Annotated in this window: 11 protein-coding genes; 3 read left to right on the forward strand and 8 right to left on the reverse strand. The window is 71.1% G+C overall.

Features of this window, described 5'->3' with window-relative positions:
- Positions 1–25: 25 nt before the first annotated feature.
- The 4 genes from AC1DCT_RS16340 to AC1DCT_RS16355 are packed head-to-tail and all read right to left on the reverse strand — an operon-like array spanning position 26 to position 3902.
- Positions 26–1621, reverse strand: a complete 1596-nt coding sequence (locus AC1DCT_RS16340; protein WP_440733324.1) for a PTS mannitol transporter subunit IIBC — start codon at positions 1619–1621, stop codon at positions 26–28.
- Positions 1622–1669: 48 nt separating this feature from the next.
- Positions 1670–3319, reverse strand: coding sequence for a phosphoenolpyruvate--protein phosphotransferase (ptsP, locus tag AC1DCT_RS16345; protein ID WP_477430355.1), 1650 nt, complete (start codon positions 3317–3319; stop codon positions 1670–1672).
- Entirely contained in the window at positions 3319–3600 is a 282-nt protein-coding gene (locus tag AC1DCT_RS16350; protein WP_440733322.1) for an HPr family phosphocarrier protein, read from the reverse strand. The genes ptsP and AC1DCT_RS16350 overlap by 1 nt, the downstream gene beginning before the upstream one ends.
- Positions 3597–3902 carry a PTS sugar transporter subunit IIB gene (locus tag AC1DCT_RS16355; protein WP_440733321.1) on the reverse strand — a complete coding sequence of 102 codons (306 nt, stop codon included), beginning with the start codon at positions 3900–3902 and terminating at the stop codon, positions 3597–3599. The genes AC1DCT_RS16350 and AC1DCT_RS16355 overlap by 4 nt, the downstream gene beginning before the upstream one ends.
- Before the next feature lie 161 nt (positions 3903–4063).
- On the opposite strand from AC1DCT_RS16355, the gene AC1DCT_RS16360 reads away from it, so the two are divergent.
- Positions 4064–5992 (forward strand): BglG family transcription antiterminator, encoded by a 1929-nt coding sequence (locus AC1DCT_RS16360; RefSeq protein ID WP_477430356.1) that lies wholly within the window; start codon positions 4064–4066, stop codon positions 5990–5992.
- A 38-nt stretch (positions 5993–6030) separates the two neighbouring features.
- Here AC1DCT_RS16360 and AC1DCT_RS16365 read toward each other — a convergent pair whose 3' ends face one another.
- Both AC1DCT_RS16365 and AC1DCT_RS16370 read right to left on the reverse strand, forming a co-directional pair.
- Positions 6031–7722 carry a phospho-sugar mutase gene (locus AC1DCT_RS16365; protein ID WP_477230860.1) on the reverse strand — a complete coding sequence of 564 codons (1692 nt, stop codon included), beginning with the start codon at positions 7720–7722 and terminating at the stop codon, positions 6031–6033.
- Positions 7719–8549 carry a purine-nucleoside phosphorylase gene (locus AC1DCT_RS16370; protein ID WP_441977219.1) on the reverse strand — a complete coding sequence of 277 codons (831 nt, stop codon included), beginning with the start codon at positions 8547–8549 and terminating at the stop codon, positions 7719–7721. Before AC1DCT_RS16370 ends, AC1DCT_RS16365 begins: the two co-directional genes overlap by 4 nt.
- A gap of 182 nt (positions 8550–8731) precedes the next feature.
- On the opposite strand from AC1DCT_RS16370, the gene AC1DCT_RS16375 reads away from it, so the two are divergent.
- On the forward strand, positions 8732–10171 hold the full coding sequence (locus AC1DCT_RS16375; protein ID WP_440733318.1) for an NAD(P)H-quinone dehydrogenase: 1440 nt from the start codon (positions 8732–8734) through the stop codon (positions 10169–10171).
- 62 nt (positions 10172–10233) lie between these two features.
- Here AC1DCT_RS16375 and AC1DCT_RS16380 read toward each other — a convergent pair whose 3' ends face one another.
- Positions 10234–12003 (reverse strand): acetyl/propionyl/methylcrotonyl-CoA carboxylase subunit alpha, encoded by a 1770-nt coding sequence (locus AC1DCT_RS16380; RefSeq protein ID WP_440733317.1) that lies wholly within the window; start codon positions 12001–12003, stop codon positions 10234–10236.
- A 151-nt stretch (positions 12004–12154) separates the two neighbouring features.
- On the reverse strand, positions 12155–12814 hold the full coding sequence (locus tag AC1DCT_RS16385) for a Maf family protein (RefSeq protein ID WP_441977217.1): 660 nt from the start codon (positions 12812–12814) through the stop codon (positions 12155–12157).
- A gap of 73 nt (positions 12815–12887) precedes the next feature.
- Between AC1DCT_RS16385 and AC1DCT_RS16390 the strand changes: the two genes are divergently transcribed.
- Positions 12888–14174: a class I SAM-dependent RNA methyltransferase gene (locus AC1DCT_RS16390; RefSeq protein WP_477430357.1), complete on the forward strand. Its 1287-nt coding sequence runs from the start codon at positions 12888–12890 to the stop codon at positions 14172–14174.
- Positions 14175–14187 lie beyond the last annotated feature (13 nt).

Below are 14187 nucleotides of genomic sequence, written 5' to 3' on the forward strand. Positions count from 1 at the left end.
TCTCGTTCGGTTCTCGCGGTCGGGATCAGGCGTCGCCGTCGTGCTGCTTGCGGACGAGCTCGACGACCTCGTCGTACTTCGGCGAGTTCATGAAGTTGTCGACGGAGACGTGCGTCGCCTCGCCGTTGCGCGCCCTGGCGCGGTCGGTCAGCTGCTGCTGGGTGACGATGAGGTCCTCCGTGCCGTCGAGGTTCGCGATGGCCTTGTTCGTGACATCGACGTCGGCGATGCCGGCCTTCTTGAACTTGTTGCGCAGCACGCTCGCGCCCATCGCGGAGGAGCCCATGCCGGCGTCGCACGCGAAGACGATGGTGGAGATCCGGCGATTCGTGGCGACGGCGGACGGCGCGGACGCGGTCTGCTGGCGCAGTCCCGCGAGCGCTGCCGACTCCTTGCCCTTGTTCGCCTCGGTCTGCGCGATCGCCGCGGCGAGATCGCCGGCGCCCTCGGTGGCGAGATCACGACGACGGGTGCGCAGCAGGAACACGGCCGAGACCAGGAACGAGACCGTGGCCGCGAGCACGACGGACAGATACACGACGAGCAGATTCCCGACCCCGGCCGGAGCGGCGGCGAGCGTGACGGCGATGATCGATCCCGGTGCGGCGGGGAACTTCAGACCGCCGCCGAAGATCGCGTTCGTCGCCACGCCGGTCATGCCTCCGGCGATCGCGGCCACGAGCAGGATCGGCTTCATGAGCACGTACGGGAAGTAGATCTCGTGGATGCCGCCGAAGAACTGGATGATGATCGCGCCCGGCGCGGTCGCCTTCGCCTCGCCGATGCCGAAGAAGGTGAAGGCCAGCAGGATGCCGAGTCCCGGGCCGGGGTTCGCCTCGATGAGGAACAGGATCGACTTCCCGGCCTGGCTCGCCTGCTGGATCCCCAGCGGCGTGAACACACCGTGGTTGATCGCGTTGTTCAGGAACAGCACCTTGGCGGGCTCGACGATGATCGAGAGCAGGGGGAGCAGGCCGTTCGCGACCAGCCAGGCCACGATCGTTCCGAGGAACGCGCTGACCGCGGAGATCACGGGACCGAATCCGAAGAAGCCGGCGATTGCGAGGATCATGCCGAGGATGCCCGCCGAGAAGTTGTTCACGAGCATCTCGAATCCGGGCCGGATTTTGCCGTCCCAGAGCCGGTCCATCTGCTTGGTGATCCAGCCGGCCAGCGGCCCCATGATCATCGCGCCGAGGAACATCGGGATCGTGGTGCCCACGATCACGCCCATGGTCGCGATCGTGGCGACCACGCCGCCGCGCTCGCGGTAGACCATCCGTCCGCCGGTGTTGGCGATCAGCAGCGGCAGCAGGTAGGTGATCATCGGCCCCACCAGACCCACGTACTGGCTGAACGTCTTGCCGTCGGGATCCTGCGCGAGGGTGGTCATCGCATGCTGCCAGCCGACCTTGCTGACGTCTCCGAATCCACCGAGCATGTCGGCGACGGGATGCCAGTTGCCCAGCCAGCCCACGGCGATGAAGAACGAGGTGATGAAGCCCCACGCGATGAACGCGGGGATGTTCGGCATGATCATGCCGGAGAGGAAGGTGCCGAAGCGCTGGACCGCGACGCGCGCGGATCCCGGCTGCTTGGCAGTTGTTGACGTCGTCGTCATGATGTGACTTTCTGTGTGTGTGTGTGTGGGGATTGCTGCGGGAGGGGTTCAGCCTGCGGCGTGAGCGGCCGCACGAGCGGATGTCGCGTCGTCCGCGGCCAGGGCGGCTGCGGCGATGCGCCGGGCGTCGTCGAGCGTCCGCTCTGCCAGGGCGCGGCGGACATCGGCGAGTGCCGAGGGCGCCATCGACAGGGATCCGACGCCGAGGCCGACGAGCACCACGGCGAGCAGGGGGTCGGCGGCGGCCTCGCCGCAGACCCCGACGGGCTTTCCGAGCTCGCGGCCGGCGCGGCCGACCTCGGCGACGAGGCGCAGTACGGCAGGGTGCCAGGGATCCTGGAACGAGGCCACGGAGCCGAGCAGGCGATCGGCGGCCATCGTGTACTGCGTCAGGTCGTTCGTCCCGATGGAGGCGAAGTCCGCGTGGGCGAGCAGACGGTCGGCGAGGAGCGCGGAGGAGGGGACCTCGACCATGATGCCAGCGGTGCGAAGGCCGTACTCGCGGGCGAGCGCCGTGAAGTACGCGGTCTCCTCGACAGTCGCGACCATCGGGGCCATGACCCAGAGATCCGCCTCGGTCTCGGCGTCCGCCTCCGCGAGGGCGGTCAGCTGCTCGCGCAGGATGTCCTCGCTGGCGCGGAGTGCGCGAAGCCCCCTGAGGCCGAGGGCCGGGTTCTCCTCGTGCGCGTCGTTGAGGAAGGGCAGAGGCTTGTCCGCACCTGCATCGAGCACGCGCACGACGACCTTGCGACCCGGGAAGGCCGCGAGGAGCTCGCGGTAGGCCTCTCGCTGCACCGATACGGTGGGCGCGTGCGTCGCCGAGAGGAACAGGAACTCGGTGCGGAACAGGCCGACCCCCTCCGCGCCCCTGGCCGCAGCGTCCACGGCGTCGCCGGGCTTTCCGAGGTTCGCGAGCAGTGCGATCGGGGTGCCGTCGGCGAGTGCGCCGGGCGAGGCCGGTGCAGCATCCACGGCCTTCCGCTCGGCCGCGCGCTCGGCGGCGCGCGCGAGCTCCTCCGCACTCGGGCCGGTGACCACCGTGCCCGCCGCGGCATCCACGATCACCGTCTCGTCGTCGGCGAGGGAGACCGCGTCGACCGCACCGACGAGGGCGACGATGCCCTTCTCGCGGGCCAGGATCGCGGTGTGCGAGGTCGGGCCGCCATCCGTCGTGATGAGCGCGAGCACCTGGTCCAGGTCGAGCAGCGCCGTATCGGCAGGGGCGAGGTCGCGCGCGACGAGGACGAAGGGGTGACCGGGTTCCGGGACGCCGGGGGCCGGGACCCCGCGCAGGCGCGCCAGAACGCGCTGGGCGATGTCGTCGAGGTCGGCGGCGCGTTCGCCGAGGTAGCCGCCGACAGCCTCGAGCGAGGCGCGGAAGCCCGCGAACGCATCGTGCACGGCCCACTCGGCAGTGGCTCCTGCAGCGACCCGCTCCTCGACCTCGTCGGCGAGCGTCGGATCCTCGGCGATCATCGCCTGCGCCTCGAGAACCTCGCGCGCGGTGCCGTCGACGGCCTCGGCGCGCCGGTTCAGATCGGCGGCGACGTACGAGATCGCCTCTGCGACCCTGGCGCGCTCGACCTCGGCGCCGACGCCGCTCGGCGTGTTCTCCGGGGCGGGCAGGGGCTCGGCCATCCGTCGGACGGGGCCCGTCGCGACGCCCTGGCCGATCCCGACCCCGCGGAGGGCGGCCATCAGATCGTGCCCTCGTCGTGGTCGGTGACGAGCAGCTCGGCGAGCCTGTCGAGGGCGGCCTCCGCGCCATCGCCTTCGGCGGAGAGGGTGGCATAGTCGCCCTGCTCGAGGCCGAGTGCGATGACGCCGAGGATGCTGGCGGCGTTGACCGCTTTGCCGGCGTCTTTCGCGATCGTCACCGGAATGCCGGTCTCCTTCGCGGCCTGCGCGAAGATCTTCGCGGGACGGGCGTGCAGCCCGTGTGAGGAGCCGATGCGGACGGTGCGGGACAGAGCGGTCATGGCGTTCCTTTCGGTGCGGAGTCGGCGGCGACCACGAACGCGTGGATGCGGCTGCCGTCGAGGTCGGTGAAGGCGTCCTCGGGAAGCACGACGACCCGGGCGCGGGGCGCCCTCCGGCCGATCTCCTCCGCGAGCGCGGCGATGTGAGGTCCCAACAGGATGAGGTCGGCGAACGGATCCGCGCCGTCGACGGGCGCCGCGGCGACCTCCCAACCGGAGCCCGCGGCGAGTGCCGCGCGGCGGAGTCGTGCGGCCACGAAGGTACTGGATGCACCCGCGCCGCAGATGACCTGGATCCTCATCGATTCGTTCCTCCTGCCGTCATTGTTCGACGCGGGCTAGAACCGCCGCCACCAGGATCTCTTCCGCCCGGGCGGAACGAGGGCACCCGAGCCCGACGGTCCCGATGCTGGCATCATGAGGATGACCGTGCGGTGCGCGGGGGACGGTGAAGGGACAACGGGTGTCTACTCGACGGCAGGACCGGCTGCTGAGTGTGCTGCTGCGCGAGGACTCGTGGATGACCGGTCCGAGACTGGCCGATCTGCTCGGCGTCACGCCCCGCAGCATCCGCGCGTACGTGACCGCCCTCAATGCGCGTGTGCCGGACGGCGATGCCGTCATCTCGGGTGCGGCGGGCTACCGTGCCGGCGCCTCGGCGCGGGCTGCACTCGCCGCCAAGGCGGGGGCGGACTCGACGCCGCGGGCGCGGTTGCATGGACTGGTCCGCGCGCTGCTCGACGACGAGGCCGGGATCGACGTCTTCGACACCGCCGATCGTCTGCACGTCAGCGAGGCGACGCTCGAGGCCGACCTGGTCCGGGTCCGCTCGCTGCTGGAGGGGACGCGCCTGACCCTGGAGCGCGACAGGGACGTCGTGCGGCTGCGGGGTGCGGAGCGCGACCAGCGCCGGCTGCTGAGCAGGCTCGCGCACGACGAGATGGACGCGGCGGACTTCCCGGTGGACCCGTTCCGCCTCGCGCTCGCCGGGGGCGCCATCCCGCCGGAGTCGGTGGCCCCCTTCAAGGACGCGCTGGTCGCGGCGCTGGGCGGACTCGGCTACTACGTCAACGAGCTTGCGATCGCGGATGTGCTGCTGCACATCGCCATCGCCGCGGATCGCGTCGCCTCGGGTCGTGAGCTGGAGGGGGCGGACCGCGCGGACGCCGCCGATTCCGCGATGTGGACCGTCTCGGACGCGATCCAGAGGCTGTCGCGTGAACAGCTCGGGATCGCGCTGGGCGCGGGGGATCTCACGCACCTCGCCCGCCTCGTGCTCACCCGGATCGTCACGCCGGGCGGCGCGGATCTGGCGAATCTCGCGCGCGCAGGGCTCGACGCGGAGGTCGAGGCGGCGGTGCGCGCCGAGGTCGTGCAGGCGTCGTCGGACTATCAGGTGGACCTGGTGGACGACGCGTTCATCCTGCGCCTCGCCCTGCACGTGCAGAACCTGCTCCGGCGCGCGCAGGAGGAGTCGCGTGCGCGCAACCCCCTGACCCGGTCGTTGAAGGCGGCGTACCCGATGATCTTCGACGTCGCCGTCTCGGTGGTCAGCGGGCTGCAGGAACGACTCGGACTCCGTGCCGACGACGACGAGATCGCATACGTGGCGATGCACATCGGCGGCCGGCTGGAGCGCAGTCGCCGGGCGGAGACCCTCCTGACGGCAACGATCGTCTGTCCCGGCTACTACGAGCTGCACGAGGTGCTGCGCTCCCGCGTCGACCACTCGCTCGGTCAGGGGATCGAGGTGGTGCGGGTGATCACGGCGGTGGATCCGCGTGAATCCGAGATCGACAGCGATCTGGTGCTCAGCACCGTTCCGCTCCCGGCGGCGGCCGATCGGGTGGTGCTGATCCAGCCGTTCCTCACGGAGACCGATGTGGAGCGCGTGCAGCAGGCGGCCGCGCGGCTGCGGCGCGCGCGTCGGCTGGCGCGCCTCCGCGAAGAGCTGTCCCGCTACTTCTCCGAGGATGCATATGTGCATCCTCTGCCGGACACCGGAGAGGAGGCGATCATCCGGCTGTTGGGCGGCCGGCTGGTCGATGCGGGCCTGATCGGCGAGGACTACATCGAGAACACGATCCAGCGGGAGAGGCTCTCATCGACCGCGTTCAGCGATGCGCTCGCGGTTCCCCACGCCCTGCAGATGACCGCGCAGCGCACTGCGATCGCGGTCGGCGTCGCCGCGGGCTCGGTCGCATGGGGGAGCGGGCGGGTGCAGGTCGTCGCGCTCGCCGCGTTCAGCGAGCAGGACCGCGACGCGTTCCAGACCGTGTTCGAGCAACTCGTCGAGGTGTTCGGCGAGGGCGACAGCGTGCAGCGGATCGTCCGAAGGGGAGGGTCTTTCGCGGGCTTCCTGGATGAGCTCGTCGCGGTGATCGACGGCTGAACCGATATCGGCGTTCAGCCGTCGACCACCGAGCGCGGTCAGCTGAGCCGGGCCAGCAGGTCGCGGATCGCGGCATCGAGACCCGCCACCGCGTCGCGGGCGGCATCGGCGGAGTCCGCCCGAGCGTCGATGTAGACCTTGAGCTTGGGCTCGGTGCCGCTCGGGCGCACGATCACGCGGGAGCCGTCGGCAAGGCGGTAGCGCAGCACATCGCCGGCGGGAGCGCCCTCGGCGGCCGTGAGAAGGTCCTCGACCGACGAGATCGCGGTCTCGCCGAAGGCGGTGGGCGGATCCTGCCGCAGCGCGGCCATGATCCGGCCGATCACGGCGACGTCATCGACGCGGATCGAGACCTGACCGCTGGCGTAATGACCCACCTCGGCCGCCACCTCCTCCAGCAGGTCGGCGAGTGTCGCCTCGCGTCCGCGCGCCTCCGCGGCGAGGCCGAGCAGAGCCACCGCGGCGGAGATGCCGTCCTTGTCGCGCACCGTCTCGGGGTTCACGAGGTAGCCCAGGGCCTCCTCGTAGCCGAACGCGATGCCCGGGGCGCGCGAGATCCACTTGAAACCGGTGAGCGTCTCGTGGAAGTCCAGTCCGTAGTGCGCCGCGACCGCGCCGAGTGCGGGGGAGGACACGAGCGAGCACGCCAGTGATGTCCCCGGGGCGGCCGGACCCTCCGCCGTGGCGGCGCGAGCGGCACGCCAGCCCAGCAGCAGACCGACTTCGTTGCCGGTGAGGCGGCGCCAGCCGCCCTCGGCAGCCGGGTCCGGGATGCCGACGGCCAGCCGGTCCGCATCGGGGTCGTTCGCGATCACGAGCTCGGCGCCCAGCGTGCGCGCCTTCGCGAACGCGAGGTCCATGGCGCCGGGCTCCTCCGGGTTGGGGAAGGAGACCGTGCGGAACGTCGGATCAGGATCGCGCTGTTCGCTCACGGTCCACGGCGCCGGGTAGCCCGCTTCGCCGATGATGCGGGAGAACGTCTCCCAGCCCACCCCGTGCATCGCGGTGTAGACCCAGCGCAGTCCCGCGGTGCCGACCGGAGCAGGGGCCACCGCGGCGGTCGCGGCGACGTACGCGTCGAGGATCCCCTCACCGGCGGTCTCGTATGCCGTGGAGCGCGGGATGCTCAGGGCATCGCCTCGATCCGCCACCTGCTGGATGTGCGCGGCGATCTCGGCGTCGGCCGGCGAGACGATCTGCGAGCCCTGGTCCGCGCCGCCGAGGTAGACCTTGTAGCCGTTGTCATTGGGGGGATTGTGGCTCGCGGTCACCATGACACCGGCGTCGGCGCCGAGGTGGCGCACGGCGAACGCGAGCACCGGGGTCGGCAGCAAGCGTGGCAGCAGGATCGCGCGCAGCCCTGCGCCGGCGAAGATCTCGGCCGAGTCCTTCGCGAAGACGCGCGAGTTCTTGCGTCCGTCGTACCCGATCACGACGGTGGGTGCCGTGCCGGGCGCCTTTTCCCGCAGATACGCGGCGAAGCCGGCGGCGGCCTGCGCCACGAGCACGCGGTTCATCCGGTTGGAGCCCGCGGCGAGCTCGCCGCGCAGGCCCGCGGTGCCGAATGCGAGACGCGCCGAGAAGCGGTCGGCGAGGTCGCCGAGCGCCGCCTCGTCACCGGATCCGGCACGCGTGATCAGGCCGGCCAGCTCGTCGCGGGTCTCCGGATCCGGATCCTGGCGCAGCCAGGCGCGCGCCTGCGTGAGCAGCGCCGCCTCCTGCCCGCTCACAGCGCCCCGATCACGCGGGCCAGCAGATCCGAGATGACGGGCTCGGCCTCGCGGCCCGCCTCGATCACCTCGGCATGGCTGAGCGGGGTCTTCTGGATGCCGGCGGCGAGGTTGGTGATGAGCGAGAAGCCGAGGATCTCCATGCCGGCCTGCCGCGCGGCGATCGCCTCGAGCGCGGTGGACATGCCGACGATGTGGCCACCGATGGTCTTCGCCATCTGCACCTCGGCCGGGGTCTCGTAGTGCGGGCCGCGGAACTGCGTGTAGACGCCCTCGTCCAGGCTCGGATCGATCGTGCGGGCGAGGTCGCGCAGCCGCGCGCTGTACAGATCCGTGAGGTCGATGAAGGTCGCGCCCTCGAGCGGCGAGTCGGCGGTGAGGTTGAGGTGGTCGCTGATCAGCACCGGCTGCCCCGGCTTCCAGGTCTCGCGGATGCCGCCGGCGCCGTTGGTGAGCACCATGGTCTTCGCCCCGGTGGCGGCGGCGGTGCGCACGCTGTGCACGACCCGGCGCACGCCATGGCCTTCGTAGTAATGCGTGCGTGCGCCGATCACGAGCACGTTCTTGCCGCCCGGGGTGACGATGCTGCGGAGGGTCCCGACGTGCCCCTCGAGCGCGGGCTTGGAGAAGCCCGTGACCTCGGTGGCGGGGATGGTGGCGATCGTCTCGCCGATCAGCTCGGCGGCCTTGCCCCAGCCGGATCCGAGCGTGACGGCGATGTCGTGGCGTTCGACTCCCGTAAGCCGGTGGATGTCGGAGGCGGCCTCTGCAGCGATCGCGAAGGGGTCGGCACTCGGGTCGTCGAGGGGGTGGTTCCAGTCAGCCATGAGAACGAGGATACGGCCACGTGCGCTGCCCGAGCGAGGTGAGCGCGGAAGAGCGGGAGCCGCGCTCTCGGGTGCTCAGGGTCTCCGACGGCGCGGAACGAGTGGCGAACGGCGTCGGAACGCTCACCCCGTGCGGGACAGGCTGATCCCGGCGGCGCGGCGGATGCGGAAGAATGGAACCCATGACCTTGATGTTCGAGCGCTCTCAGCGTGTGGCCGTCCTCGGCGGCGGTCCCGGCGGTTACGAGGCGGCGCTCGCCGCAGCACAGCTCGGTGCGGAAGTGACGCTCGTGGAGCGGGTCGGCGTGGGCGGATCCGCGGTGCTCACCGACGTGGTCCCCTCCAAGAGCCTGATCGCCACCGCTGACGCGGCCGTCGCGATCAGCGAGGCCAGCGACCTCGGGGTGCAGTTCTACGCGAAGGGCGCGGAGGGCAAGCCGCTCAAGCCGCAGGTCGCGATCAACCTCGCCGCCGTGAACAAGCGGCTGATGGCGCTCGCCGGGCAGCAGTCCGAGGACATGCGCACGACGCTGCTCGACGCCGGCGTGACGATCCTGTCGGGCCACGGCCGCCTGGACGGCCCGAACGCGATCGTCGTCTCCACCTCGGTCGACGGCACGGAGTTCGACCGCATCGAGGCCGACACCCTCATCGTCGCCGTGGGCGCTGCACCGCGCGAGCTCGATTCCGCCAAGCCCGACGGCGAGCGGATCCTCACCTGGACGCAGCTGTACGACATGAAGACGCTGCCCGAGCACCTCATCGTGGTCGGATCGGGCGTCACGGGTGCCGAGTTCGCATCGGCGTACATGAACCTGGGCGCCAAGGTCACCCTGATCTCCAGCCGCGACCAGGTGCTGCCGGGCGAGGACCAGGACGCGGCGCACGTGCTCGAGAAGGTCTTCAAGCGCGGCGGCATGCAGGTGCTGTCCAAGTCCCGTGCCGACAAGGTCGAGCGCACCGCGAACGGTGTCACCGTGACGCTGTCGGACGGTCGCACCGTCGACGGCAGCCACTGCCTCATGGCTGTCGGATCCATTCCGAACACCGCGGGCATCGGCCTGGAGGACGTGGGGGTCGAGCTCACCGAATCGGGTCATATCCGGGTCAACCGGGTGGCGCGCACCTCGGTCTCCAACATCTACGCCGTGGGCGACTGCACCAACTTCTTCCCGCTCGCCTCGGTCGCCTCGATGCAGGGCCGCACCGCGGTGTTCCACGCACTCGGCGACATCGTGATCCCGCTGGAGAAGCTCAAGATCACCGCGAACATCTTCACCGCGCCGGAGATCGCCACGATCGGCTTCTCCGAGAAGGACATCGAGGATGGCGTGGCCGACGGCATCGCCTACAAGCTGCCGCTCGCCGCGAACCCGCGCGCCAAGATGCAGGGGATCCGCGACGGCTTCGTGAAGATCATCGCGCGCAAGGGATCCGGCACCGTGATCGGCGCCGTGATCGTCGCGCCGCGCGCCTCCGAGCTGATCTACCCGCTCGCGATCGCCGTCGAGCGCCGTCTCAACGTCGACCAGGTTTCCCGCGTGTTCGCGGCGTACCCGTCCATCACGAGCAGCATCACCGACGCCACCCGCGCGATGCACCAGGTCTACATCGCGAAGTGATCCCGACGCGAAGAAGCGGCGCCCCTTCCGGGGAGCGCCGCTTCTTCGTTCTGCGGATCTGATCAGCTGATCGTGAGGAGCTGGTGCCCGGCCGACACGGTCGCACCGGCATCGGCGTTGATGTTGCCGATGACGCCGTCCTTGTGCGCCTGCAGCGGCTGCTCCATCTTCATCGCCTCGAGCACGACCACGAGGTCGCCCTTGACGACCTGCTGGCCCTCCTCGACGGCGACCTTGACGACCGTGGCCTGCATGGGCGACTTCACCGCATCGCCCGAGGCGCCGGCGTTCACGGTCTTGGCGTGGCTGCGCCTCGACGGCGGCACCGCGGCCGGGCGTCCGCCCGTGCCCACGACGGAGGCGGCGACGCGGTCGGGCAGGCTCACCTCGAGGCGCTTGCCAGCGACCTCGACGACGACCGTGTGGCGGCCCTTCGGCTCGGCGGCGGCCTCGAGCTCGCCATCCCACGCCGGGATGTCGTTGACGAACTCGGTCTCGATCCAGCGCGTGTAGACGCCGAAGCGGCCGTCCTCGGCGGTGAAGGCGGGGTCGTTCACGACCTTGCGGTGGAAGGGCAGCACGGTCGGCAGGCCCGAGACCTCGAACTCGTCGAGCGCACGACGTGAGCGCTCCAGTGCTTCAGCGCGGTCCTTGCCGGTCACGATGATCTTCGCGAGCAGCGAGTCGAACGCGCCGGAGACGACGTCGCCCGCGGTCACGCCGGAGTCGAGGCGGATGCCGGGGCCGCCGAAGGTCTTGAACACGTGCACGGGTCCCGGCTGCGGCAGGAAGCCACGGCCGGGGTCCTCGCCGTTGATCCGGAACTCGATCGAGTGGCCCTGAGGGGTCGGGTCGTCGTAGTCGATGGTGCCGCCGGCCGCGATGCGGAACTGCTCACGGACGAGGTCGATCCCGGTGACCTCCTCGGAGACCGGGTGCTCCACCTGCAGGCGGGTGTTCACCTCGAGGAACGAGACCGTGCCGTCGGCGCCGATGAGGAACTCGCACGTGCCGGCGCCGACGTAGCCGACCTCCTTGAGGATCGCCTTGGACGCGGAGTACAGCAGCGCGTTCTGCTCGTCCGTGAGGAAGGGCGCGGGCGCCTCCTCGACGAGCTTCTGGTGCCGGCGCTGCAGGGAGCAGTCGCGGGTCGAGATGACGACGACGTTGCCTTCGGCGTCGGCGAGGCACTGGGTCTCGACGTGCCGGGGCTTGTCGAGGTACTTCTCCACGAAGCACTCGCCGCGCCCGAAGGCGGCGACGGCTTCGCGGGTCGCGGATTCGAACAGTTCCGCGACCTCGTCGAGCTCGCGCGCGACCTTGAGGCCGCGTCCGCCGCCGCCGTACGCCGCCTTGATCGCGATGGGCAGACCCACCTGCTCGGCGAACGCGACGACCTCGGCGGCCGTCTCGACCGGACCGGGGGTGCCGGGGGCGAGGGGGGCGCCGACCTTCTCCGCGACGTGGCGCGCGGTGACCTTGTCGCCCAGCGCCTCGATCGCCTCCGGCGAGGGACCGATCCAGACCATGCCTGCGCCGATCACGGCACGGGCGAACTCGGCGTTCTCGGCGAGGAAGCCGTAGCCGGGGTGCACCGCGTCGGCGCCGGCGCGGCGGGCCACCGAGAGGATCTTGTCGATCTGCAGGTAGGTGTCGGCGCTCGTGGAGCCGTCGAGGGCGTAGGCCTCGTCGGCGAGCCGGGTGTGCATGGCGTCCCGGTCCTGGTCCGCGTAGACGGCGACGGAGGAGAGACCGGAGTCGCGCGCGGCGCGGATGATGCGGACGGCGATCTCGCCGCGGTTGGCGACGAGCACCTTGGCGATGGCAGGCATGATTGCCAGCCTATCGACACGGCCGCCGATATTTTTGACGACTCTCCACAAGAATCGGCGCGGAACGCGTCTTGGATCCTACGAACCGGATCCGTCTGAGACGGAGCCTCGGATCCGCCGCGGACGGAGCCACGCGGAGGCGCGGACGGAGTCACGCGGAGGGCGGCACCGCGTTCCACAGATCGGTCCAGCGGATCCCGAGCCGTCCGATGAGATGGCGCAGCGTCGACAGCGACATGCCGACGACCGTGGACGGGTCGCCGTCCACCCGCTCGATGAAGGCGCCACCGAGGCTGTCGACCGTGAAGGCGCCCGCGACCAGCAGCGGCTCCCCGGTGGCGACGTACCGCTCGATCTCCGCGTCGTCGACGTCGGCGGCGAACGTGACGGCGGCCTCCGCGACCCCGTAGGCCTCTTCGGCGCGCTCGCCCGGGCGCACCAGGAAGACGCTGTGCCCCGAGTGCAGCACGCCGGTGCGGCCGCGCATCGCGTGCCAGCGCGCGATCGCGCGCTCCGGCGTGTGCGGCTTGCCGTGCACATCGCCGTCGAGCTCGAACATGGAGTCGCCGCCGATCACGATGCCCTCGAAATCGGGATGCTCATCGTGGATGCGTGCGGCCACCTCGGCCGCCTTCGCACGCCCCAGCAGCAGCACGACCTCCTCGGGGGACAGGCGCCGGCCGAGCCGCTCCGCTTCCGCGGCGGCGACCGCATCCTCGTCGACATCGGGGCTCATGCTCAACGGCTCGATGCCGCTCTGCCGGAGAAGAGCGAGCCGAGCGGGCGAGGTGGAGGCGAGGCACACGCGCATGAGACCACGCTAGCGGTGCGCCGGATCGGGATCCGACGGCGGGCCGGGTGCGGAGGTCTGGGATGATCGAGAGGTGACCGACCCTTCGACAGGCTCAGGGACCGCAGCGTCCGAGGGCGCCCTTCTCGATCTCGACGTGACCGCCATCGCCCACGGCGGCGTCTTCATCGCCCGGCATGAGGGGCGCGTGGTGTTCGTCTCGGACGCGATCCCCGGAGAACGGGTGCGCGCGCGTCTGACCGACCCTTCGAGCGGTTCAGGGACCGCCGACTCGCGCTCGTTCTGGCGCGCCGAGACGATCGAGGTGCTCGAGCCGTCCGAGCACCGGCGCCCGCACGTGTGGGCGGAGGCCGACGTGTCGCGCGCCCCCGAGCAGCGCCCGGGCGGCGCCGACCTCGGGCACATCGCGATCGCGCATCAGCGCGTGCTGAAGCGCCAGGTGCTGCAGGAGGCGCTGGAGCGGTTCGCCGGTGGAGGGATCGAAGCGCCCGAGGTCGCGGGTACCGGAACCGACGAGAACTGGCGCACGCGGGTCACCCTGCACGTCGATGACCAGGGACGGGTCGGTCCGTTCGCGGCGCGCAGCCACCGGGTGGTGCCGGTCGCCGAGCACGTGCTCGCCCGACCCGCGATCGACGCGGCGGCACGTGAGCTGCGCGGGCTGCCCGAGGGCCGGATCGAGCTCATCGAGCCCGCCGACGGCGAAGTGCGCCGCGTGCTCCGCACCGAGGTCGAGCGCGTCGCGCACGGCCGGCGGGGGCGGCGCGGGCCGAGGCGCCCGGCGCCGGAGACCATCGTCGAGCGGGTCGGCGAGCGCTCCTTCACGCTCGATGCCGACGGCTTCTGGCAGATCCATCCGGCTGCGGCGGCGCTCCTCGACGGGGCCGTCGCCGAGCTGCTCGCCGGGCACGTCGATCCCGACTCGGCGCACCTCGACCTGTATGGCGGCGTCGGCCTGTTCTCTGCCACCCTGGCGCGACTCGGCGCGCACCGGATCACCACCGTCGAATCCTCTCCTCGCGCGACCCGGCACGCGGCCGCGAACCTGCGCGACCTCGGCGTGCAGGCGGTCACCGCGCGCGTGGACCGATTCCTGCGTGCGGGCGACGCGGGGCCGCAGGGTGTCGCCGGAGGCGCCGTGATCCTGGATCCGCCCCGCTCGGGTGCCGGACGCGCGGTCGTGGAGGATGTCGCCGCGCTGGATCCGGCGGCCATCGCCTACGTCGCCTGCGACCCGGTCGCACTCGCCAGGGACCTCGCCACGTTCCGTGCTCTCGGGTTCGAGCCGCGCGCGCTGCGCGCCTTCGACCTGTTCCCGCATTCGCACCATCTGGAGACGGTGGCGCTTCTCACGCGGTGAGCCGTCTCGGCGC

Source organism: Microbacterium sp. 10L49 (assembly GCF_056395125.1).

What these genes read in the sequence shown, in the direction of transcription:
- AC1DCT_RS16340 (WP_440733324.1), bottom strand. Translation starts at nt 1,621, where the DNA reads ATGACGACGACGTCAACAACTGCCAAGCAGCCGGGATCCGCGCGCGTC.
- ptsP (WP_477430355.1), bottom strand. Translation starts at nt 3,319, where the DNA reads ATGGCCGCCCTCCGCGGGGTCGGGATCGGCCAGGGCGTCGCGACGGGC.
- AC1DCT_RS16350 (WP_440733322.1), bottom strand. Translation starts at nt 3,600, where the DNA reads ATGACCGCTCTGTCCCGCACCGTCCGCATCGGCTCCTCACACGGGCTG.
- AC1DCT_RS16355 (WP_440733321.1), bottom strand. Translation starts at nt 3,902, where the DNA reads ATGAGGATCCAGGTCATCTGCGGCGCGGGTGCATCCAGTACCTTCGTG.
- AC1DCT_RS16370 (WP_441977219.1), bottom strand. Translation starts at nt 8,549, where the DNA reads ATGGCTGACTGGAACCACCCCCTCGACGACCCGAGTGCCGACCCCTTC.
- AC1DCT_RS16375 (WP_440733318.1), top strand. Translation starts at nt 8,732, where the DNA reads ATGACCTTGATGTTCGAGCGCTCTCAGCGTGTGGCCGTCCTCGGCGGC.
- AC1DCT_RS16380 (WP_440733317.1), bottom strand. Translation starts at nt 12,003, where the DNA reads ATGCCTGCCATCGCCAAGGTGCTCGTCGCCAACCGCGGCGAGATCGCC.
- AC1DCT_RS16385 (WP_441977217.1), bottom strand. Translation starts at nt 12,814, where the DNA reads ATGCGCGTGTGCCTCGCCTCCACCTCGCCCGCTCGGCTCGCTCTTCTC.